The 21,256-nt window shown below is 68.4% G+C and carries 17 protein-coding genes; 5 read left to right on the top strand and 12 right to left on the bottom strand.

What is annotated here, in order from left to right:
* Together B0F77_RS40650 and B0F77_RS49375 are read right to left on the bottom strand one after the other, a co-directional pair.
* A partial coding sequence (locus B0F77_RS40650) for a zinc ribbon domain-containing protein (RefSeq protein WP_211294284.1) occupies window positions 1-639 on the bottom strand: 639 nt, incomplete at its 3' end.
* A gap of 192 nt (window positions 640-831) precedes the next feature.
* A complete protein-coding gene (locus B0F77_RS49375) occupies window positions 832-996 on the bottom strand; it encodes a hypothetical protein (protein WP_211294285.1) in 165 nt (54 codons plus the stop codon).
* 257 nt (window positions 997-1,253) lie between these two features.
* Here B0F77_RS49375 and B0F77_RS40655 point away from each other — a divergent pair, with 257 nt between their 5' ends.
* From B0F77_RS40655 to B0F77_RS40665, 3 genes are all read left to right on the top strand, one after another.
* Window positions 1,254-4,943 carry a multifunctional oxoglutarate decarboxylase/oxoglutarate dehydrogenase thiamine pyrophosphate-binding subunit/dihydrolipoyllysine-residue succinyltransferase subunit gene (locus tag B0F77_RS40655; RefSeq protein WP_086668396.1) on the top strand — a complete coding sequence of 1,230 codons (3,690 nt, stop codon included), beginning with the start codon at window positions 1,254-1,256 and terminating at the stop codon, window positions 4,941-4,943.
* An 82-nt stretch (window positions 4,944-5,025) separates the two neighbouring features.
* The gene (locus B0F77_RS40660) at window positions 5,026-5,208 is read left to right on the top strand and encodes a DUF6104 family protein (RefSeq protein WP_086668397.1); all 183 of its coding nucleotides are present in this window, start codon (window positions 5,026-5,028) and stop codon (window positions 5,206-5,208) included.
* A 49-nt stretch (window positions 5,209-5,257) separates the two neighbouring features.
* Window positions 5,258-7,912, top strand: a complete 2,655-nt coding sequence (locus tag B0F77_RS40665; protein ID WP_086668398.1) for an NACHT domain-containing protein — start codon at window positions 5,258-5,260, stop codon at window positions 7,910-7,912.
* Window positions 7,913-7,918: 6 nt separating this feature from the next.
* Here the strand turns inward: B0F77_RS40665 and B0F77_RS40670 are convergent, their stop codons facing one another.
* From B0F77_RS40670 to B0F77_RS40715, 10 genes are all read right to left on the bottom strand, one after another.
* Window positions 7,919-8,911, bottom strand: a complete 993-nt coding sequence (locus B0F77_RS40670) for an aldo/keto reductase (RefSeq protein WP_086668408.1) — start codon at window positions 8,909-8,911, stop codon at window positions 7,919-7,921.
* A gap of 55 nt (window positions 8,912-8,966) precedes the next feature.
* Window positions 8,967-10,208: an ABC transporter substrate-binding protein gene (locus B0F77_RS40675; protein WP_086668399.1), complete on the bottom strand. Its 1,242-nt coding sequence runs from the start codon at window positions 10,206-10,208 to the stop codon at window positions 8,967-8,969.
* Window positions 10,209-10,586: 378 nt separating this feature from the next.
* Window positions 10,587-11,468 (bottom strand): hypothetical protein, encoded by an 882-nt coding sequence (locus tag B0F77_RS40680; protein WP_143467185.1) that lies wholly within the window; start codon window positions 11,466-11,468, stop codon window positions 10,587-10,589.
* Between the two features lie 66 nt (window positions 11,469-11,534).
* On the bottom strand, window positions 11,535-12,668 hold the full coding sequence (gene hutI / locus B0F77_RS40685; protein WP_086668409.1) for an imidazolonepropionase: 1,134 nt from the start codon (window positions 12,666-12,668) through the stop codon (window positions 11,535-11,537).
* The gene (locus B0F77_RS40690) at window positions 12,665-13,939 is read right to left on the bottom strand and encodes a formimidoylglutamate deiminase (protein ID WP_086668401.1); all 1,275 of its coding nucleotides are present in this window, start codon (window positions 13,937-13,939) and stop codon (window positions 12,665-12,667) included. The genes hutI and B0F77_RS40690 overlap by 4 nt, the downstream gene beginning before the upstream one ends.
* Window positions 13,936-15,105: an allantoate amidohydrolase gene (locus tag B0F77_RS40695; RefSeq protein ID WP_086668410.1), complete on the bottom strand. Its 1,170-nt coding sequence runs from the start codon at window positions 15,103-15,105 to the stop codon at window positions 13,936-13,938. The genes B0F77_RS40690 and B0F77_RS40695 overlap by 4 nt, the downstream gene beginning before the upstream one ends.
* Window positions 15,106-15,188: 83 nt before the next feature.
* Window positions 15,189-16,829 carry a urocanate hydratase gene (gene hutU, locus B0F77_RS40700; protein ID WP_086668402.1) on the bottom strand — a complete coding sequence of 547 codons (1,641 nt, stop codon included), beginning with the start codon at window positions 16,827-16,829 and terminating at the stop codon, window positions 15,189-15,191.
* On the bottom strand, window positions 16,829-18,334 hold the full coding sequence (gene hutH / locus B0F77_RS40705) for a histidine ammonia-lyase (RefSeq protein ID WP_086668403.1): 1,506 nt from the start codon (window positions 18,332-18,334) through the stop codon (window positions 16,829-16,831). Before hutH ends, hutU begins: the two co-directional genes overlap by 1 nt.
* A gap of 75 nt (window positions 18,335-18,409) precedes the next feature.
* Window positions 18,410-19,360 (bottom strand): hypothetical protein, encoded by a 951-nt coding sequence (locus B0F77_RS40710; protein WP_086668404.1) that lies wholly within the window; start codon window positions 19,358-19,360, stop codon window positions 18,410-18,412.
* Window positions 19,357-19,884, bottom strand: coding sequence for a SigE family RNA polymerase sigma factor (locus B0F77_RS40715; RefSeq protein WP_086668405.1), 528 nt, complete (start codon window positions 19,882-19,884; stop codon window positions 19,357-19,359). The genes B0F77_RS40710 and B0F77_RS40715 overlap by 4 nt, the downstream gene beginning before the upstream one ends.
* Window positions 19,885-19,998: 114 nt before the next feature.
* Between B0F77_RS40715 and B0F77_RS40720 the strand changes: the two genes are divergently transcribed.
* Together B0F77_RS40720 and B0F77_RS40725 are read left to right on the top strand one after the other, a co-directional pair.
* Window positions 19,999-20,784, top strand: coding sequence for an IclR family transcriptional regulator (locus B0F77_RS40720; protein ID WP_086668406.1), 786 nt, complete (start codon window positions 19,999-20,001; stop codon window positions 20,782-20,784).
* A 36-nt stretch (window positions 20,785-20,820) separates the two neighbouring features.
* Window positions 20,821-21,243: a MarR family winged helix-turn-helix transcriptional regulator gene (locus B0F77_RS40725; RefSeq protein ID WP_086668407.1), complete on the top strand. Its 423-nt coding sequence runs from the start codon at window positions 20,821-20,823 to the stop codon at window positions 21,241-21,243.
* Window positions 21,244-21,256 lie beyond the last annotated feature (13 nt).

A 21,256-nucleotide genomic window follows, 5' to 3' on the forward strand; every position in this document is an offset into this window, starting at 1 on the left:
CGAGCGCGCGCTCGCCCCTTCAAGCCAGTCACGTTCCTCGTCTGCCACTGGCTGTGGCGTGCGGGCCGCATCTACCGGCAACTGCTCAGGCAGCGGTCGATAAGGCACGTTGACAAGTACCCACGCACGCCGTGCCCGATCGCGGATGTTCACGGCGGCGACGAAGTCGGCGGGCCCAGCGAGACCACACCAGCGGCAAGAGAACGAGTCCCTGGCAGGCCGGTTCGAGCGAGATGTGTGCTTGCACATGGGGCACATTTGCGAGGTGTAGCGGGCGTCCACCAGTAGTACCGGCACCCCGGCCCGGCGGGCTTTGTAGGTGATCTGTCGTTCGAGCTGGTAGAAGGGCCAACTGGACTGGGTGGCTCGCTGGTGCCGGTGGAGCCGTACCCGGTCGCGGATGCCCTGGAATTCCTCCAGAGCGATGCCGCGGTCCACACCGATCCAGTCGGTGGGTTCGAACTGGGGCGTCTCTGGTACTTCGCAGGCGGCGATCAGGAACCACGCACCGTCGCGGAACAGCAAATCCGACTCGCCCCGGCGGTGGGTGCGCAGCGTCGAGAGCTGATCAGCCGAGCCAGTGAACTGGACGTCGTCGAACGGCTGCGCTGCCGCTTCGCGAAAGTCGACCGGCTTCAAGTCTGCCTTGACACGGCGCCTGGACTTCTGTCCGTCGAGCCTTTCCCGTTCGGATACTCGCCATACATGGAGGTGTAGGCGTCGACGACTTTCTTGATCACCCGCACCGCCGGTTGCGCAGAGAGGCCAAACTGATCTTTGATCTTGTGGTAGCAGAGTTTCTGCAGCTCGTCACGAGACTTCACGTCCCGCTCAAACGCCACCTGTGACGCATAGCGCGCAGCCTCGTTGCAGGGTCGCCGCCAGCGCCGCCGCCTGAGCGGGCGTTGGCAGCAGCTTCACCTGCACCACCAGTTTCACCTGGGCGACCGTACCGAACATACGTTCGGTCGCGCTCACCGCATCGACAGCCACCATCGTGAACTGATCACTGCGCTCGGTGCGTATGCCCGTCCAACAGCTCAGTGAGCAATACCCGAAAGGGAGGCGACGTAGTGAGACACACATCAAGAATTGCTCAACTGCGGGTGACGACGGGGCCGTCCTGATCGATCCTGTGACAGAGCACTCCTTGCCAGGTGCCTCCAGCGTGTGAAGGCCCGGGCCAGGGGGACTAGCCTGACTACCGCATGAGTCAACACCAAGAGCGAGATGGATAGAGGCGAGCGCCAGCCGTGTCCAGCAGCAGTCCTGCGTCACAATTCGGGCCGAACGAGTGGCTCGTCGAGGAGATGTACGAGCAGTTCCTCGCGGACCCGTCATCCGTAGACCCGGCATGGCATGACTTCTTTGCCGACTACAAGCGTGCGGGCGGCAACGGCAGTGCCGCCGCCACGGCCAGCGCGGGTGGTGCCACGGCCACCACGACCGCGACCGTGACGCCGCCGGCCGCCGACAACGGCAAGGCCGCGCCCGCCGCACCCAAGCCGGCCGCGCAGCCCAAGCCCGCGGCCACGCTGCCGCAGACCGGCAAGCCCGCGCCGCAGCAGGCCGCGAAGGCCGCGCCGGTCACGCCGAGCGCGCAGCCCGAGCAGAAGCAGTTGCGCGGTGCCGCCGCCGCGATCGCGAAGAACATGGAGCTGTCGCTCACCGTTCCGACCGCGACCAGCGTGCGCGCCGTGCCCGCCAAGCTGCTGGCCGACAACCGCATCGTCATCAACAACCACCTGAAGCGGACGCGCGGCGGGAAGGTCTCCTTCACGCACGTCATCGGCTACGCGGTGGTCCGGGCGCTGCAGGCCTACCCGAACCTGAACCGGCACTACGCCGAGGTCGACGGCAAGCCGTTCGTCGTCACGCCGGAGCACGTGAACTTCGGCCTGGCGATCGACCTGCCCGGCAAGGACGGGCAGCGCACGCTGGTCGTCGCGTCGGTCAAGGGCTGCGAGAACATGACGTTCACGCAGTTCTGGCAGGCCTACGAGGACCTGATCCGCAAGGCTCGCTCCGGCTCGCTGACGGCGGACGACTTCTCCGGCACCACGATCTCGCTGACCAACCCCGGCACGATCGGCACGAACCACTCGGTGCCGCGGCTGCAGTCCGGTCAGGGCGCGATCATCGGCGTCGGCGCGATGGAGTACCCCGCGCACTTCCAGGGCACCAGCGAGCAGGCCCTGACCGACATGGGCGTCAGCAAGATCATCACGCTGACCTCCACGTACGACCACCGCATCATCCAGGGTGCGGAGTCGGGCGAGTTCCTCAAGCGGATCCACCAGCTGCTGCTCGGCGAGGACGGCTTCTACGACGACATCTTCGCGTCGCTGCGGCTGCCCTACGAGCCGATCCGCTGGGTCGCCGACATCCCTGAGGGCGCGGTCGACAAGACGGCCCGCGTCATCGAGCTGATCGACGCGTTCCGCACCCGCGGCCACCTGATGGCCGACACGGACCCGCTGAACTACCGCCAGCGCTCCCACGCCGACCTGGACGTGCTCAGCCACGGCCTGACGCTGTGGGACCTCGACCGCGAGTTCCCGGTCGGCGGGTTCGCCGGCCAGGAGCGGATGAAGCTGCGCGACATCCTCGGTGTGCTGCGCAACTCGTACTGCCGCACCGTCGGCGTCGAGTACATGCACATCCTGGAGCCCGAAGAGCGCCGCTGGATCCAGGACCGCGTCGAGGTTCCGCACGAGAAGCCGCCGGCCACCGTGCAGAAGTACATCCTCAGCAAGCTGAACGCGGCTGAGGCGTTCGAGACGTTCCTGCAGACGAAGTACGTCGGCCAGAAGCGCTTCTCGCTGGAGGGCGGCGAGACCGTCATCCCGCTGCTCGACGCGGTGCTCGACAAGGCCGCCGAGCACGAGCTCGACGAGGTCGTCATCGGCATGCCGCACCGCGGCCGGCTGAACGTGCTCGCGAACATCGTCGGCAAGCCGATCTCGCAGATCTTCCGCGAGTTCGAGGGCAACCTCGACCCCGGTCAGGCGCACGGCTCCGGCGACGTGAAGTACCACCTCGGTGCCGAGGGCAAGTACTTCCGCATGTTCGGCGACGGCGAGACCAAGGTGTCGCTGACCGCGAACCCGTCGCACCTCGAGGCCGTCGACCCGGTGCTCGAGGGCATCGTGCGCGCCAAGCAGGACCTGATCGACCGGGGCGGCGACGTCTTCCCCGTCCTGCCGGTCGCCATGCACGGTGACGCGGCCTTCGCCGGTCAGGGTGTCGTCGCCGAGACGCTGAACCTGGCGCTCGTGCGCGGCTACCGCACCGGTGGCACCGTCCACATCGTCGTGAACAACCAGGTCGGCTTCACCACCGCGCCGGAGCACTCGCGGTCCTCGAAGTACTCGACCGACGTCGCGAAGATGATCGGCTCGCCGGTCTTCCACGTGAACGGCGACGACCCCGAGGCCTGCTACTGGGTCGCGAAGCTGGCCGTCGACTACCGCCAGGCGTTCCACAAGGACGTCGTGATCGACATGGTCTGCTACCGCCGCCGCGGCCACAACGAGGGCGACGACCCCTCGATGACGCAGCCGGCGATGTACGACGTGATCGACCAGAAGCGCTCGGTCCGCAAGACCTACACCGAGTCCCTGATCGGCCGCGGCGACATCACCGTCGAAGAGGCCGAGAAGGCGCTGCAGGACTTCTCCAGCCAGCTGGAGCACGTCTTCAACGAGGTCCGCGAGCTCGAGAAGCACCCGGTGACGGTCAGCCCGTCGGTGGAGGCCGAGCAGCAGGTCCCGGCGAAGCTGCCCACCGGCATCTCGCGCGAGGTGCTGGAGCACATCGCCGACGCGCACGTGAACCTGCCGGACGGCTTCACCCCGCACGCCCGCGTCAAGCCGGTGCTGGAGCGCCGCGCGAAGATGGCGCGCGAGGGCGGCATCGACTGGGCGTTCGCGGAACTGCTCGCGCTCGGCTCGCTGTCGATGGAGGGCCGCAAGGTCCGCCTGGCCGGTCAGGACTCGCGCCGCGGCACGTTCGTGCAGCGGCACGCGACCCTGGTCGACCGCAAGACCGGCGACGAGTACACGCCGCTGCAGAACCTGTCGGACGACCAGGGCAAGTTCATGGTCTACGACTCGGTGCTGTCGGAGTTCGCGGCGGTCGGCTTCGAGTACGGCTACTCGGTCGCGAACCCGCAGGCGCTGGTGCTGTGGGAGGCGCAGTTCGGCGACTTCGTCAACGGCGCGCAGCCGATCATCGACGAGTTCATCTCGTCCGGTGAGGCCAAGTGGGGTCAGCGTTCCGACGTCGTGATCCTGCTGCCGCACGGCCACGAGGGCCAGGGCCCCGACCACACGTCGGGCCGCATCGAGCGCTGGCTGCAGCTGTGCGCCGAGGGCTCCATGACCGTCGCCGTCCCGTCGACCCCGGCGAACTACTTCCACCTGCTGCGCCGCCACGCCCTCGACGGCGTCGACCGGCCGCTCGTGGTGTTCACGCCGAAGTCGATGCTGCGCCTCAAGGCAGCCGTCAGCGGCACCGAGGAGTTCATCAGCGACCGCTTCCACTCGGTGATGGACGACCCGACGATCAAGGACCCGAACGCGGTCACCAAGGTCCTGCTGTGCAGCGGCAAGATCTCCTACGAGCTGCACGCCGAGCGCGAGAAGCGCGGCGGCGGCGACGTGGCGATCGTGCGCGTCGAGCAGCTCTACCCGGTCCCGGCCCGCAAGCTGACCGAGACCCTGGACCGCTACCCGAACGCGAAGGACGTCCGCTGGGTGCAGGAGGAGCCGGCGAACCAGGGTGCCTGGCCGTTCTACGGCCTGGCCCTGCCGGAGCTGCTGCCCGAGCACCTGGGCACCGTCCGCCGCGTGTCGCGCCGCCCGATGGCCGCCCCGTCGGCCGGTTCGAGCAAGGTGCACGAGGTCGAGCAGCGCGAGATCATCACCCGCGCGTTCGAGTAAGCCGGAACTGAAGCGAACGAGCCGCCGGATTCCCTTGGGGTCCGGCGGCTCGTTTTCTTCAGCACTGCAGAGGAGTTCTGCCATGTACTTCACGGATCGCGGCATCGAGGAGCTCGAGAAGCGGCGCGGCGAGGAGGAGATCAGCTTTGCGCTGCTCGCCGACAAGCTGCGTGCTTTCGTCGACGCCAACCCCGACTTCGAGACCGCCATCGAGCGCTTCGCCACGTATCTGGCGCGCGATGACGAGGACGACTTCGAGGACTAGTCACCGCGAATAACGTCACACCCCGTGCCCCTGCGGCGACTAGAGGAGAATGGGGAAGATCCTCGGCCTGCTCGGCGCGGCCGTCGCACCACCGGCCGCTGCCTTCGCCTTCCTGCAGACCTGGGCCAAGGCACACCCAGTTCAGGCGTTGCTGCTGCTCGCGGCGTACGAGCTCGTGGTCGTGGGACTCGGTTTCGTGGGCAAGCTCGCCGGCGGCACAGCTGACGAGCTGCGCAACCGCTGGAAGGACCCGATCGCCAAGTCGATCGACGAAAGCCTCCGGCGGCGCCTGTCCGGGTTCGAGCGCCGCTACCACGAGTCGGTGCTCGGCAGCCTGAGGTTCATCGACCTCAAGGGCCTCGCCACGATCGGCTTCTACACGCCCGAACTGGACGAGGTCTTCGTCGACGTCAGCCTCGTGCTCAGCGACCCCTCGAACGTGCCCTCGGATGTGCTGGGGCACCAGCACGTCCAGCCCGACCGGCACTTCATCGGTGACCTGATCGACCGGCCGAAAGCCGTACTGCTCGCGGTGATCGGCGCACCGGGCTGCGGCAAGACGACTCTCCTGCGCCACACGGCCTTGCTGGTCTGCCGGACCCGCCGCCGACGCCGGCGCCGCATCCCGGTGCTGCTCTACCTGCGCGACCACGTCCAGGCGATCACGGAGGGCGTCGCGCTGCCGGATCTGATCCACCGCGAGGCTCCGCCGGGCTGGTTCGCGAAGAGGCTGCGCGCCGGCTCGTGCGTCGTCCTGCTCGACGGCCTGGACGAGGTCGCCCACGAAGGCAACCGGCGCGTGGTGTCGGACTGGATCGAGCACCAGGTCCAGAACTACCGCCACAACGACTTCGTGATCACCTCCCGGCCGCAGGGCTACCAAACAGCTCCGATCGCGGGTGCGGCGGCCGTGCAGGTGCGCGGTTTCACCGACCAGCAGGTGACCAGGTTCGTGCGCAGCTGGTACTTCGCGTTCGAGAAGCGCAGCACGGGCGCGAAATCCGCCGAAGTGGCCCTGCGCGCGGAGGCGGAAGCGACCGACCTCCTCGAACGCCTGCACCAGAACCCGCCGCTGTACGAGCTGACCGTGAACCCGTTGCTACTCACCATGATCGCGAACGTGCACAAATTCCGCGGCGCGCTGCCCGGCAGCCGGGTGGACCTGTACAACGAGATCTGCCAGGTGCTGCTGTGGCGACGGCAGGAAGCCAAGAAACTCACGTCGGAGCTGACCGGCGACCAGAAGCTGACGCTCCTCAGCGAACTGGCCCACACCATGATGAGCCGCCAGCTCCGCGACATCAGTCGCTACCGCATCAAGATCGAGTTTCGCCCGTTCCTCCGGCGCATGGCACGCACGACCAACGAGGACGACTTCCTCGCGGACATGACGTCCAGCGGCCTGCTGCTGGAACGTGAGCGCGACCTCTTCGCCTTCGCGCACCTGACGTTCCAGGAATATCTGGCGGCACACCACATCCGCGAGAAGCAGCTGACGCAGGTGTTGGTGGACAACGTCGACGACGTGTGGTGGCGCGAGACGACATTGCTGCACGTCGCGCGCGCCAACGCCGACCCGGTCGTCCAGGCGTGCCTCGACTCCGGCACGGTTCGGGCGCTGTCACTGGCGTTCGACTGCGCGGACGAGAGCAACGAGCTGGATCCCGAGCTTCGCACAGCGCTCGACCAGTTGCTGGAGACGGCGTTCAAGCCGGACTCGGACCCGGCGATGCGCGGACTCATGACCCAGGTCGTGGTCTCACGGCATCTGCGCAAAGTTATCCGCACCGACCAGGGCACGCGCGTGTGCACTGCGCCCGTGACCAACCGCATCTACCGTCTGTTCCTCGAATCCCAGCCACACCGCGTCGCCCAGGGGCCATTCGTCGGCCCTGACGAACCGGTTCAGGGCGTGTGGCACGAGGATGCGAAGGCATTCGTCGACTGGGTCAACGAAGTCATCGCGGTCGAACAGACCTTCCGCCTCGCCCGCAGCGCGGAGTTGAGCACGTTGTCATTGGCCAAGAACCTCGGCTCACTCGGCGTGTGGGTCGACGACACGGAACGTCTCCTGAGCGGCGTTGAGCCTCCCGAGCTTTCATCTTCCACACTGCGCGACGAAACGGAAGACGATTTGGCGTCACTGACCGACATCATCGCGGTCCTGGTCATAGCCAAGAAGGCCCTGGCGGCACCGGGATCGGTGCTGTACGTGCCAAACGCACCAGGGCTGGAGGTGTTGAAGCTGGGCCAGTTTCCGCGAGTCTCGGTGTTCGAGAACGCGATCGGCCAAGCCCTGTTCCACACCGTCCGCCAGTCAGAGCTGTATGCGAAAGACGCCCACTCCGGGTTCCTCAGCGCTTTCGGCGACCTGGTCGGCTATGCGGACGACTTCACCATCGTCGCACATCCCGGCCTTGGCACCCGCGATGTCGACCTCGCCCGAAGCGCTCCGCTGACGGTCTGGGGGCAAGCCGTCCAGCACGAATTCATCAGCGTCGTCGATGCGGTCTTCTCCAGGACCAGGCCGCTGACCGGACGACTCGCGAAGGAGTTGCGGATCGCCGCGTTGTGCCTGGCTTTGGAGACCAGCCACGAACACGCTGTGCACTTCCGCAGGATCGCCGTCGGCTTGTCGATCATGGAACGACGCGCCGACGGCAGACTCCCCGCGAACGAGACGATCGTCCTGGCCACCGACTAGCGACGGCTACCAGGCGTAGGCCTCCGGAGCCGGCTTCGACCCGTTCGGAGCCGGTGCCGGGAACAGCTCGTCCAGCTTCGCCAGCACGTCCGCGTCGAGCTTCAACTCCGCGGCACGCAACGAGCTGTCGAGCTGCTCGACGGTGCGCGGCCCGATGATCGGCGCGGTCACGCCCTCCTGGTGCAGCAACCAGGCGAGACCGACGTTCGCCGGGTCCTCCCCTAGTTCGGCGCAGAGCTTCTCGTAGGCATCGATCGTGTCGCGGTACTTCTCCAGCGCGTCCGCGGACCGGCCGGACGCGCTGCGGGAAGCGCCGCCCTCGCGCTGCTTGCGCAGGACGCCGCCCAGCAGGCCGCCGTGCAGCGGCGACCACGGGATGACGCCGAGGCCGTAGTGCTTGGCCGCCGGCAGGACCTCCAGCTCGACCCAGCGGGTCATCAGGTTGTAGATCGACTGCTCGGACACGAGGCCGAGGAAACCGCGCGTGCGCGCGGCCTCGGCGGCCTGGGCGATGTGCCAGCCCGCGAAGTTCGACGAGCCGAAGTAGATGACCTTGCCCTGCTGGCGCAGCACGGAGAAGGCTTCCCAGATCTCGTCCCACGGCGTGTCGCGGTCGACGTGGTGCATCTGGTACAGGTCGATGTAGTCCGTTTGCAGGCGCTTCAACGACGCGTCGGCGGCTCGGCGGATGTTCAGCGCCGACAGCTTGTTCTCGTTGGGCCAGTCACCCATGCTGCCGTAGAGCTTGGTGGCGACGACCGTCCTTTCGCGACGGGTGCCGCCCTTGGCGAACCAGCGGCCGATGATGTTCTCGGTGACGCCTTCGCCCTGCTTCCAGCCGTAGACGTTGGCCGTGTCGAAGAAGTTCAGGCCGTGCTCGTGGGCGCGGTCCATGATCGCGTGGCTGTCGGCCTCGGAGGTCTCGGGACCGAAGTTCATCGTGCCGAGGCACAGGCGGGAGACGGACAGGCCGCTGCGACCGAGGTTGGTGTACTCCATGACACCCACCCTGCCCCGCGGCAGGACGTAGTGCCACGTGGAGTTGCTCCAGGCATTACCGACCGGCTCGCCTGGCCACCTCCGACTCGAACTGGTTCTTGGCGATCGTGAGCCCTCCCGGCACCTTGGAGTCGGGCCGGAGCACGAACGTCTGCGTCGCGGACGGCCTGCCGGTGATGGAGAACCTCAGTGGTACGGAAATGCCGCCCGACTCCACGCTTTCGACCTCGCGGAACGCCTTTTGGACGCCCTCGCGGGAGAAGTCCTGGCGTTCGCAGGCCCGCTTCAGCACCGAGCCGAAGCTCAGCCCGACCAGGTAGCCGTAGTTGACCGCCATGGACGGAACTCCCTGCGGGAAAGTCGACCGGTACTCCATCGCGACCTGGCGGGAGCCAGGAATCGCCGCATCGAAGGGGGCGACGGACGACAGCACGAAGACCTGACGCTCCATGACCGCCGCGAGTGGCCCCTGCAACAGCTCAGGGGCGAAGCCGGGATTGTTGATGATGATCGGAACGGCGAGCCCGAGCTGCGCGGCGGCGGCGACGGCACTCGCAGTCTGCCGCGGGTTGGTGCTCAGGACGATCGCCTTCACGCCCGCTTGTTTGAAGGCCGCGATCCCCGGCGACATGTCCGGATCAGCGTCCTTGAGTGCCGCCTGCGTCAGATTGAGGCCGAGCTGCTTGACAGCGAAGGAACTACCGGCGACGGCGTCGTCACCATATTCGTTCTCGTCGCTGATGCGCAGGTGCCCCACCGTGTCTCCGCGGGCCAGCAGACCCTCCCGCATCAGGTGTTCGATGCCGTTCATGACATCGACCTTGTAGGTCGCTCCGACCACCATCATGTAGGGGTTGTCGAGCAGGGCACTTTTCCACGAGGTCGGCGCCGTCAGGACCTGTTGGTGGAGAATGTCGTCCTCGATCGACTCGGCGATCTGCGCTCCGACGAGCTGGACGAATCCGAGCACCTCCGGCTCCAGGTCCAGGTACTCCTTCTTTCCTTTTTCGGCGTCGAAAGCGTGATCCCGTACGATCAGCTCGACTTTCCTACCGCAGATGCCGCCTTCGGAGTTCACCTTGTCAACGAACAGCTGATTGCCCTCGGTGACGTTCTTCCCTCCTGAGGCGAAGGGGCCGGAAAGGTCACTCAGAACACCCAGGTAGATCTTGTCCTGCGTCACTCCAGGGCCGCCGTGAAATTTCCCGGCGGAGTTCGCGGGATCTGCGCCGGATTCACCACAGGCCGCCAGGAGAACCGCTACCGCAATCAAGGGAATCGCTCCGCGGGGACGCATGAACAAGAATTACCCTCCCAGCAGATTTCAATGGGACCGCATAGAATGATGGATACTACCGCCATTGTCACCCGATCGACAGCCCGTGAGCACAATCAACTCTCGACAGTTCTCAATTGACTACCAACTTTCATGCATGGTTGCCATGGGAGCGCTCTCATCGGCCTTCACCACAGTTTTGACAGTATTGAGAACTGAAGTTTCGAACCTGTCGCCAACCCCACAGGTCGCGTTAGCTTCGTGGACGTCGAGCCTGCCGTCGCCGCAACCCTGCAGCGGCGACGGCCATCCTGAGCGCCCTCGACGGGCAGGCCGAATGCGGCTCGGCCGGGCTCGTCGATCGACTGGGGGCGCTTGCGGTGGGAGTGGGAGTAGCGGCTACTCCCACTCCCACCGCACACCACAGATTCCGGGCTTCACGTTCCGCACGTGGATGTGCGTCGAAGCGGTCGTCCCGATCCACAGGTCGTTCAACGCGGTTTCCGGTTCCTGCAAGGAAGGTCGCGCGAACTCGTAACATCGCGCGGGCACCGCGTCCGGATGGAAGTCGATCTGCAGCGTGTACTCGCCCACCGGCCGCAGGAACCGCCGGTCGCAGACCTCGCTGTCCGCACCGGGTCGCATCCGGACCGTGTAGTCGACGAGAGCCGTCTCCCCTGCCCTGAGCATCCGGTCGAACAGGATCTCCGCGACGAGGAACCCGGTGGAGTCCTCACCCCGCACCCTGCCGAGCCGGCACGGCGGCCCCGCCTCGATCGTCGGCACCCCGAGGTCCGTGGCGTCGGCGAGCTGGATGGCGAGGAACCTGTCGACGCCGTCCTCCAACGCCTGGACGACGCCGGTGCAGCGGTTCGAGACCTCACGGCGGTCCGGCCCGATCACCTGCCGGTCCTGCACGCTGACGTACGTCGACGCCGCCGGCTGCAGCCGGTCGATCCGCGCCATGACCTCGCCGAGGTCGATGGCCCGCGAGTCCCACATGTCCTCGATGGACATCGCCTGCCCGACCCACCGCCCGCGCGGCCGCTTCTCGCCGAGCCGGTCGGTGAGGAACCCCTCGCCGAGGTCGAGCAGTTCCTCCAGCGCTGCGACGACCTTCAACGACTCGGGGCGTTCCGGACGGCTGCGGCCGCGGCGCCAGTAGCTGAGCGTCGACAGGCTCACCTGCATGCCGCGCGCGGCGAGGTGGTGCTGGATGCGTTCGAGACTGAGGCCGCTGTTGTCGACGGCTTTCGTCAGGGCCTCGGCGAAATCCACCACGGCGCCACCGTACGGCGCCCAACCCTCCGCCAGTAGGCCCACACGGAGGGTGATGGGACCCCTGTCTCAAATGGCTCGTTCACCCTTGCGCCACACCGAGTACGTCAACGGAACGCCTGGCCGATACGCCAGATGCGTGATCGACGAAGCGTCCAGCACGTGGAGATCCGCCCGCGCACCAGGCCTGATCACGCCGACGTCGTCCCGTCGCACCGCCCGCGCGCCACCCGCCGTCGCCGCCCAGACCGCTTCCTCGACGGTCATCCGCATCTGCAGGACCGCTGTCGTCACGCAGAACGCCATCGACGAGGTGTAGGAGGAACCGGGGTTGCAGTTGCTGGCCAGCGCGACCGTGGCACCGGCGTCCAGCAGGGCGCGTGCGGGCGGCAGCGACTGGCGGGTCGAGAGGTCGCACGCGGGCAGCAGCGTGGCGACCGTGTCCGACGACGCGAGCGCGTCGACGTCGTCGGCCGACAGGTAGGTGCAGTGGTCGACCGACGCGGCGCCGAGCTCGACCGCGAGACGCACACCGGGGCCCTCGCCGAGCTGGTTGCCGTGCACGCGCAGACCCAGGCCCTTTTCCCGCGCGGCCACCAGAACGGCCTTCGACTGGTCGTAGTCGAAGGCACCCTTCTCGCAGAACACGTCGGCCCAGCGCACGAGCGGTGCGACGGCCTCGAGCATCTCGCCGCGAACCAGGTCGACGTAGGTGTCGGCATCCTCGCCGGGCGGGACGAGGTGGGCGCCGAGGAACGTCACCTCGTCGGCGTGCTCGGCGGCGATGCGGGCACTGCGCACCTCGTCCGGGACGTTCAGGCCGTAGCCGGTCTTGGTCTCCACGAACGTCGTGCCCTGCTTCAGCGCCTCGGCGACGTGCTTGCGGACGACCTCCGCCAGTTCGGCGTCGGTGGCCTGGCGGGTCGCGTTCACCGTCACGGCGATCCCGCCCGCGGTGTAGGGCTTGCCGGCCATGCGCGCGCCGAACTCGGCGGTGCGATCACCTGCGAACACCAGGTGGGTGTGGCTGTCGACCCAGCCCGGCAGCACCGCACGTCCCTCGACGTCGACCCGCTCGTCCGCTGCCGGAGCCTGCGCGGCTGTGCCGACCCAGGCGATCTCCGAGCCGTCGATGATCAGCGCGTCGCCGGTGGCCTCGCTGTTCGTGGTCAGCTCGCCGATGCCGGTGATCAGCACGCTCATGCCCACAGCTCCTCGATCGCGTCCGTCAGCAGCCTGCCGACGTCTCCCAAAGTCTCGTGCACGCCACCGCTCGCGACCACCCGGCCGCCGACCACCACGGTGTCCACATCGGACGCCGTCGCCGACAGCAACACCTGCTGCGGCAACGAACCCGCGGTGCGCGGGGTCGAGCAGCTGATGGCCACGAGGTCGCAGGGCGCGCCGACCTCGATGCGTCCGCCCTCCCTGCCGAGCGCGGAGTGACGGGTGGCGGCCTGAAGCAGTTCCGCTGGGGAGAACCGCCCGCGCTGGCCGGTGCGGAGACGTTCGTTGTGCTCCAGCGCGCGGGTTTCCAGCAACGGGTCGATCACCGCGTGCTGGTCGCTGCCCAGCGACAACGGGCTGCCCGCGTCGGCCAGCTCGCGGGCCGGCCCGATGCCGTCGGCGAGGTCGGCCTCGGTGGTCGGGCAGAAGCACGCGCCGGTGCCCGTGCTGCCCAGGGCCGCGATGTCCTCGGGCGTGAGGTGCGTGGCGTGCACGGCCGTTGTCCGAGGTGACAGCGCGCCGGCTTCCTGGAGGAGACCGGTCGGGGTGAGGCCGTACGCCGCGAGGCACGCCTCGTTCTCCGCGGGCTGCTCGGAGAGGTGGACGTGCAGTGGTGCGTCCGGAAACGCCTGCGCCACCAGGGAAAGCTCGGCTCGCGGGACCGCGCGGACCGAGTGGATCGCGGCGCCGACCTTCATCACGTCGTCGGGCTTGAGCTCGGCGACTCTGGACGCCCACGCCTCGGCGGTGCCGTCGGAGAAGCGTTGCTGGACCTCGTTGAGCGGCTGGTCGATGCCGCCCGCGAGGTAGCAGGTGTCGAGCAGGGTGAGGCGGATGCCCGCGTCACTCGCGGCTTCTCTGAGGGCGTACCCGAACTCGTTCGACCTGTCGTGCACGTAGTGGAACTCGCCGACGGACGAAACACCGGCGAGCGCCATCTCGCCGTAGACCGCGCGGGCGAGGCGGTAGTACGACTGCGGCGTCAGTTTGGAGGCCAGCGCGTACATGCCTTCGCGCCACGTCCAGAACGTGCCACCACCGTCGTGCGTACGACCTCTGAGCGCACGGTGGAACGCGTGCGAGTGGGCGTTCGCGAAGCCCGGCACGACAACGCCGTACAGCCTGCGCACGCCCAGCGGAATTGTGTCCACTGTGGACACACTCGCGATCCTGCCGTTCTCGACCCTGATCAGCACGCGTTCGGCGAGCCCGTCGGGCAACCAGGCTCGCTCGCACCAGAAGTTCATGAGCCGAGGTGTTCGATCGTCGCGGCCAGCGCCCTGACGCCCTCGTCGACGTCGGCCTGTTCGGCGAACTCCTCCGGCGCATGGCTCACGCCGGTCGGGTTGCGCACGAACAACATCGCCGTCGGCACGTGCTCCGCGAGGATGCCCGCGTCGTGGCCCGCTCCGGTCGGCAGCGCCGGAACGCCGCCGAGCGCGCCCGCGATGTCGTCGCGGAGCTTCGGGTCGAAGTACACCGTGTCGCCGTACGACTCCTCGGTGATCGTGACCTCGCAGCCCTCCTCCTTGGCGGCCTGGCGCGCCGCCTCGGAGATCTCCGCGACCATCGCGCGGGTGCGCGCGTCGTCGCTGTCCCGCGCGTCCAGCCACACGTCCACAGTGGACGCGATGACGTTCGTGCCACCGGGGTTGGGGACGAGCCTTCCCACGGTGGCACGCCCGCCGTCCCGGGCTGCTTTTCTGGCTGCCAGGACGAGTTGCGAGGCCGGGAGCATCGGGTCGCGGCGGTCCTCGATCAACGTCGCGCCGGCGTGGTTGCCCTCGCCGGAGAACGTGAAGCGCCACCGGCCGTGCGCGAGGATGCTGCTCGCCACGCCCACCGGCACCGTCAGGCCGCGGCCCTGTTCGACGTGCAGCTCGACGAACTGGCCGATGCGCTTGAGGGCGCGCTCGTCCTTGCCGGCCAGGTCGGGGTTGTAACCCGCCGCCTTCATGGCCTCGGCCAGCGTGATGCCGTCCGGGTCCTTGAGGCTCAACGCCTTCTCCGGGGAGATGGCCCCGGTCAGCAGCCGGGAGCCGAGGCACGCGACCCCGAACCGGCCGCCTTCCTCCTCCGCGAAGACCGCGATGGCGAACGGCCTGCGCGGCCTGAACCCCTTGGCCTGCAACAGATCCACGGCCTGCAGCGAGCTGGTCACGCCGAGCGGGCCGTCGAACGCGCCGCCGCCGGGCACCGAGTCCAGGTGGCTGCCGGTGACGAGCGCGTTGTCGCCGCGCTCGCCCCACCACGCCCAGAGGTTGCCGTTCTGGTCGGTCTCGACGTTCAGGCCGCGCCTGACCGCCTGCTCGACGAACCAGTGCCGGAGTTCGAGTTCCGGCTTGTTGTAGCCGTGGCGCGAGTAGCCGCCGCGCTTGAGGTCGCGCCCGACGTCGGTGATCTGGTCGAGCATCACGCCTCCACCCGCAGGCTCACGCAGGGGTCCCCTCCTGGGGGTCCCCCAATTTCAATTATCCCAGCGAGGTCTGACAATTTTCAGCCCTCCATCGGGATGCGTACGCCCTTGTCCGCGGCCACGGCCTTGGCCTCGTCGTACCCGGCGTCCACGTGCCGGATGACGCCCATGCCGGGGTCGTTGGTCAGCACGCGCTCGATCTTCTGCGCCGCCAGCGCGGTGCCGTCCGCGACCGTCACCTGCCCGGCGTGGATCGACCGTCCGATGCCCACCCCACCACCGTGGTGGATGGACACCCACGTCGCACCCGAGGCCGTGTTGACCAGGGCGTTGAGCAGCGGCCAGTCCGCGATCGCGTCGGAACCGTCGGCCATCGCCTCGGTCTCGCGGTACGGGGAGGCCACCGAGCCGCAGTCGAGGTGGTCGCGGCCGATGACGATCGGCGCGGACAGCTCGCCGGACGCCACCATCTCGTTGAACTTCAGGCCGGCCAGGTGCCTCTCGCCGTAGCCGAGCCAGCAGATCCGGGCGGGCAGGCCCTGGAACTCGACGCGCTCACCTGCCATCTTGATCCAGCGGGCGAGCTGCTCGTTCTCCGGGAAGAGCTCCAGGATGGCGCGGTCGGTGGCGGCGATGTCGGCCGGGTCGCCGGACAGCGCGGCCCAGCGGAACGGGCCCTTGCCCTCGCAGAACAGCGGCCGGATGTACGCGGGCACGAAGCCGGGGAACGCGAACGCGCGGTCGTAGCCGCCGAGCTGGGCCTCGCCGCGGATCGAGTTGCCGTAGTCGAACACCTCGGCGCCGCGGTCCATGAAGCCGACCATCGCCTCGACGTGCGTGGCCATCGAAGCCCGCGCACGGTCGGTGAACTCCTCCGGCTTCGCGGCGGCGTAGTCCTGCCAGTCCTCCAATGCCACACCCACCGGCAGGTACGCCAACGGGTCGTGCGCCGACGTCTGGTCCGTCACGATGTCGACGGCGACCTCGCGGCGCAGCAGTTCGGGCAGGATCTCCGCCGCATTGCCCACCACACCAACGGAAACGGCCTCACCGGCGGCCTTCGCGGCCAGCACGCGCTCGATCGCCGAGTCCAGGTCGTCCGCGATCTCGTCGAGGTAGCGGGTCTCCAGACGACGCTGGGCGCGGTGCGGGTCGACCTCGATGCACAGCGCGACGCCCTCGTTCATCGTCACGGCGAGAGGCTGCGCACCGCCCATGCCGCCCAGACCGGCCGTCACGGTCAGAGTGCCCTTCAACGAACCGCCGAAGCGCTTGGTGGCGACGGCGGCGAACGTCTCGAAGGTGCCCTGCAGGATGCCCTGAGTGCCGATGTAGATCCATGAACCGGCGGTCATCTGCCCGTACATCGTGAGGCCCTCGGCCTCCAGGCGGCGGAACTCCGGCCAGTTCGCCCAGTCCGGCACCAGGTTCGAGTTCGCGATGAGCACGCGCGGCGCCCACTCGTGCGTGCGCATGACGCCAACGGGGCGTCCGGACTGCACGAGCAGCGTCTCGTCGGCCTCCAACTGGGCCAGTTCGCGCGAGATCGCGTCGAACGACGGCCAGTCGCGCGCGGCCTTGCCGGTGCCGCCGTAGACGACGAGGTCCTCTGGGCGCTCGGCGACGTCCGGGTCGAGGTTGTTGTGGAACATCCGGAGAGCGGCCTCGGTCGACCAGTTCTTCGCGGTCAGTTCGGTGCCACGTTCAGCGCGCACGACCATTACAGAGCTCCACTTCGAATCAGGGCCTCGGCGGCAGCGATCTCGGGCGCGAGATGGCGGTCGGGGCCGGGGCCCTGGACCGTCTCGCGCAACTTCGCCACGGCGGCGGCCGTCGCGGGGGCGGGCTTGAGGGGTGCGCGCAGGTCGAGAGCGCGCGCGGCGGTCAAAAGCTCAATGGCCAGGACGGTGGTGAGGCCGTCCACGGCCTTGCGCAGCTTGCGGGCGGCGGACCAGCCCATCGACACGTGGTCCTCCTGCATCGCGGAGGACGGGATCGAGTCGACGGACGCCGGCACGGCCAGGCGCTTGAGCTCGGACACGATCGCGGCCTGGGTGTACTGGGCGATCATGTGGCCGGAGTCGACGCCGGGGTCGTCCGCGAGGAACGGCGGCAGGCCGTGCGACCGCGAGACGTCGAGCATGCGGTCGGTGCGGCGTTCGGCGATGGAAGCCACGTCCGCGAGCGGGATGGCGAGGAAGTCCAGCGCGTAGGCGACCGGTGCGCCGTGGAAGTTGCCGTTGGACTCGACCCTGCCGTCCGCGAGCACCACCGGGTTGTCGATGACCGACGCCAGTTCGCGATCGGCCACCGTCGCCGCGTACGCCACGGTGTCGCGCGCCGCGCCGTGCACCTGCGGGGAGCAACGCAGCGAGTACGCGTCCTGCACGCGGGTGCAGTCGGGGCCGCGGTGCGAGGCGACGATCTCGGAGTCGCGCAGGAACGCGAGCATGCGCGCGGCGCTGAGGTTCTGGCCGGGATGCGGGCGCAGCGCGTGCAGCTCCGGGGAGAAGACCCGGTCGGTGCCGAGCAACGCCTCGACGCTCATCGCGGCGGTGAGGTCGGCGATGTCGAGCAGCCTGGTCAGGTCCGCGATCGCCAGCGACAGCATGCCGAGCATGCCGTCGGTGCCGTTGATCAGCGCGAGGCCTTCCTTCTCGGCCAGCCGCACCGGTTCGATGCCGGCCTCGGCGAGCGCCTCCGCGGCGGGGACGAGCTCGCCGCGGGCGTTGCGGACCATGCCCTCGCCCATCAACGCCAGCGCGTTGGCGCTCAGCGGCGCGAGGTCGCCGGAGCAGCCCAGTGAGCCGAACTCGTGCACCACCGGCGTGATGCCGGCGTTCAGCATCCCGGCCATGGCGTCCACAGTGGACAGCCGGACGCCGGTGTGGCCGGTGGAGAGGGTGCGCAGCCGCAGCAGCATCAGCGCCCGGACGACCTCGCGCTCGACCTCGGGACCGGAGCCGGCGGCGTGCGAGCGGATCAGCGACCGCTGCAGCTGGGCCCGGCGGTCCGGCGGGATGTGCCGGACGGCGAGCGCGCCGAACCCGGTCGAGACGCCGTAGGTGGGGCGTTCGGCCGTGGCGAGCTGTTCGATGTGGCCGCGGGCGGTGGTGACCGCCTCGCGGGCCGCCTCGGTGATCGTCACCGGGGCACCGTCGCGAGCGACGGCGTGCACGTCCTCGAGGGTCAGAGGCTTCGGACCCAGCTCCACCGGTTGTGTCATGCAGACATCACAGCGCTCCGGAGCCGACTCAGCGACCCCGGAGCGCGTGATGGCGTCTGGTATCCCAGACAGGGGCTAGACGCCCTTGCCGATCCACACCGTGTCGGGCTGGGGCACGATCTGGAGCTGGACGCGGCCGGCGATGGCCACCAGGGCGTCACGCTCCCCACGCGCACCGTTGACGGTGATCCAGAAGCCGCTGCTGTCCCGCACGGCGACGGTGCTGTCGTCGATCAGGGAGCCCTTCTGCCCCCGCAGGGTCAGGAGCGCGCCGTCGGTCTTGGCCGGGGCGCTCGTCGACACCGTCACCCCGTACTTCTCGCCTGCCCACCTCGCGGACCAGGAATAGGCCGAGTCGCCCCAGACCTCGGTAGCCGGTTTGCCGTCGAGCCAGAACGGCGGCAGGAAGGTGGCCTTCGCGTCCATCCGCACGGAGTCCGCCACTCGCAGCGCGACCGCCCTGGGGTCCGCTGTCCCGCGCACGGTCACGTTGATGACGTCCTGCGCCTTCCAGAAGAGCTCGGCCACGGAGCCGTGCACGAGGACCCACGCCTGCAACTCCCGGACGCTGACCTTCTCGAACTTGTCGTGGTCCGCCGGCAGGTCCTTGATGGTCTGCACCGTGACGCGCGGCTGCTCGGCCTGCTCCAGCGGGTTGCCCTTGCTGCCCGCCGGCACCCAGTCGCGGCTGACCTGGTCCCCGGACATGGCGCGGTGCGTCTCGACGAACCCGTCCGGCAGCCAGTGGGGCGTGTACTTGAGCGCGATGGGCTGGCCGGCCGGCCGGTCCGGCACGAGCGCGGCGGCCGCGTCGTTGTGGTTCGGCGGCGTGTACCTGTCGCTCGCGACAAGGCCCGCGAAGATCAGGACGGCGACGGCGGCCATGCCGGCGGTGGCGATCAGGAAGATGTTGTTGCGTTGCTGCTTGCGCTTGCGCCGCAGGGCGTTGAGCGTCGGCCCCGGGTGCGGGGTGCGTTCGGCGAGCTTGCCGAGCGCGTCCTTGACGAGCTGTTCGGTGTCGTTCACGACAGGCCCTCCCCGAGCCGCAACCCGACACCAGCGGGTTCCGGCGTGTGATCCAGGCGGAGTGTGGCCAGCGCACGCGAGATGTGGCTGCGCACGGTTCCCTCGGCACAACCGAGCATCTGTGCGATCTCCGAGTCCTCGTAGTTCTCGTAGTAGCGGAGCACGACCGCGGCCCGCTGTTTGCGGGGGAGCTTGGCGATCCGCTGCAACATGGCTTCCCGCTCGTCGTAGTGGTGCGTCGTGTCTCCGACGGGCGGTGTGACGGACTCCAGCGTCGTCATGCAGAGGGCGACGTCCTTGGCGGCCCTGCGCCTGCGCCACGAGAGGTACTCGTTGGTCACCATGCGCTTGACGTAGGCGTGAGGGAGGTCGACGGAACCGATGCGATCCCACTTCTGCTGCGCGCGCAGCAGCACTTCCTGGACCACGTCCTGGGCCAGGTGCGGGTCACACGTGAGCACGGTGGCATAGCGCAGCAACGGGGTCACCTGTTCTGCCACGAAGTCATCGAAACTCGGTGTCAATCCCGACCCCCTTCAAAACCGTCACGTCCCCTACAACGCCGCGACGACCTGTTCTGTTGAGTGTGCACTGATGGCGGAACGGCGTGGGCTGGATCACGTGGGAAAATCACGGGTGTGGGCAGCAGCAGTGACGTTCCCGCGCTGCGGCGAGGTCTCTCGGTCCTTCGGCTGCTGGCGGGCAGACCGGGTCCGGTCTCCGCGGCGTCGGTGGCGCGCGAGCTTAATCTGCCCAGGTCAACGACCTATCACCTGCTGTCGGAACTCACCGAGGCAGGTTTCGCGACCCACTTTCCCGAGGAGAAGCGCTACGGCCTGGGCGTCGCGGCGTTCGAGCTCGGGTCCGCGTATCTGCGGCACGACCCGCTGGAACGCCTGGCCCGTCCGTTGCTGCGACGGCTCGCCGATCGGATGGAAAAAGTCGCGCATCTGGGTGTTCTGCACGGCGCGGAGGCCCTCTACCTGGTGCGCGAACAGCCCCGGCAGCCGCAGGCGATCGTGTCCGACGTCGGTGTCCGCCTGCCGGCCCATCTGACGGCCTCCGGGCGCGCGATGCTGGCTCACGTACCTCCCGCGCAGGTCAGGGCACTGTTCCCGTCCGTCGCGTCGTTCGTCGACCGGACTGGCCGGGGCCCGCACAACCTGCCGGCACTACGCCGGGCGCTGACCTCGGAACGCCGGCAGGGCTGGGCGGTCGAGGACGGGTTCGTGACCGCCGGGTTCGCGTCGGTGGCGGCGCCGGTGTTCGACCACGGGGAACGGCCGATCGCGGCGATCACGCTGACGTTCCGGCACCTGTGTGACACGCCGTGCGGACAGACCTGGCCCGAGCTGGCCAAAGAGGTCCGCAAGGCGGCCGACGAACTGACGGTCCGGATCGGCGGCCACGCGGCCACAACATAGTAGCCATGTATATAGTAGCTATGTACTGTATCTGCCATGAGCAGTGCAGAGTTCTCCGCTGGGCATCTCGTGTGGCGTTTGGCGATGAAGTGGCGGACGGCCGTTGACCGCGCGTTGGATCCCCTCGGGCTAACGCACGCGCAGTACGTCGTACTCGCCTCACTGCTTGCTTTGGAACGTCCGTCACAGCGCGAACTGGCCGACCACACCGGTCTTGAGGCCTTGTACGTGTCGAAGCTGGCGCGCTCTTTGGAGGCGGCTGGGTTCATCTCGCGCACACGGGATGCCGTCGACACACGAACCGTGCGACTTTCGCTGACTCCACACGGCCGTTCCACCGTCGAACCCGCCGTCGCTTTGGTCAGCTCGCTGCTGGACCGGCTGTTGGAGCCCCTCGGCGAACGCACGGCCGCCTTCTCTCGCGAGCTGACTGCTCTGCTCGCCGTTCCCCTCGACTGATATGTAGTGGTCT

The organism is Lentzea kentuckyensis (assembly GCF_002150765.1).
In the GTDB taxonomy this organism is placed as follows: domain Bacteria; phylum Actinomycetota; class Actinomycetes; order Mycobacteriales; family Pseudonocardiaceae; genus Lentzea; species Lentzea kentuckyensis.

Coding starts and splice junctions, on each gene's coding strand:
- B0F77_RS49375 (WP_211294285.1), bottom strand. CDS start 996: ATGGTGGCTGTCGATGCGGTGAGCGCGACCGAACGTATGTTCGGTACG.
- B0F77_RS40660 (WP_086668397.1), top strand. CDS start 5,026: ATGTACTTCACGGATCGCGGCATCGAGGAGCTCGAGAAGCGGCGCGGC.
- B0F77_RS40665 (WP_086668398.1), top strand. CDS start 5,258: ATGGGGAAGATCCTCGGCCTGCTCGGCGCGGCCGTCGCACCACCGGCC.
- B0F77_RS40670 (WP_086668408.1), bottom strand. CDS start 8,911: ATGGAGTACACCAACCTCGGTCGCAGCGGCCTGTCCGTCTCCCGCCTG.
- B0F77_RS40675 (WP_086668399.1), bottom strand. CDS start 10,208: ATGCGTCCCCGCGGAGCGATTCCCTTGATTGCGGTAGCGGTTCTCCTG.
- hutI (WP_086668409.1), bottom strand. CDS start 12,668: ATGAGCGTGCTGATCACCGGCATCGGCGAGCTGACCACGAACAGCGAG.
- B0F77_RS40690 (WP_086668401.1), bottom strand. CDS start 13,939: ATGAACTTCTGGTGCGAGCGAGCCTGGTTGCCCGACGGGCTCGCCGAA.
- B0F77_RS40695 (WP_086668410.1), bottom strand. CDS start 15,105: ATGCTCGACCAGATCACCGACGTCGGGCGCGACCTCAAGCGCGGCGGC.
- hutU (WP_086668402.1), bottom strand. CDS start 16,829: ATGGTCGTGCGCGCTGAACGTGGCACCGAACTGACCGCGAAGAACTGG.
- hutH (WP_086668403.1), bottom strand. CDS start 18,334: ATGACACAACCGGTGGAGCTGGGTCCGAAGCCTCTGACCCTCGAGGAC.
- B0F77_RS40725 (WP_086668407.1), top strand. CDS start 20,821: ATGAGCAGTGCAGAGTTCTCCGCTGGGCATCTCGTGTGGCGTTTGGCG.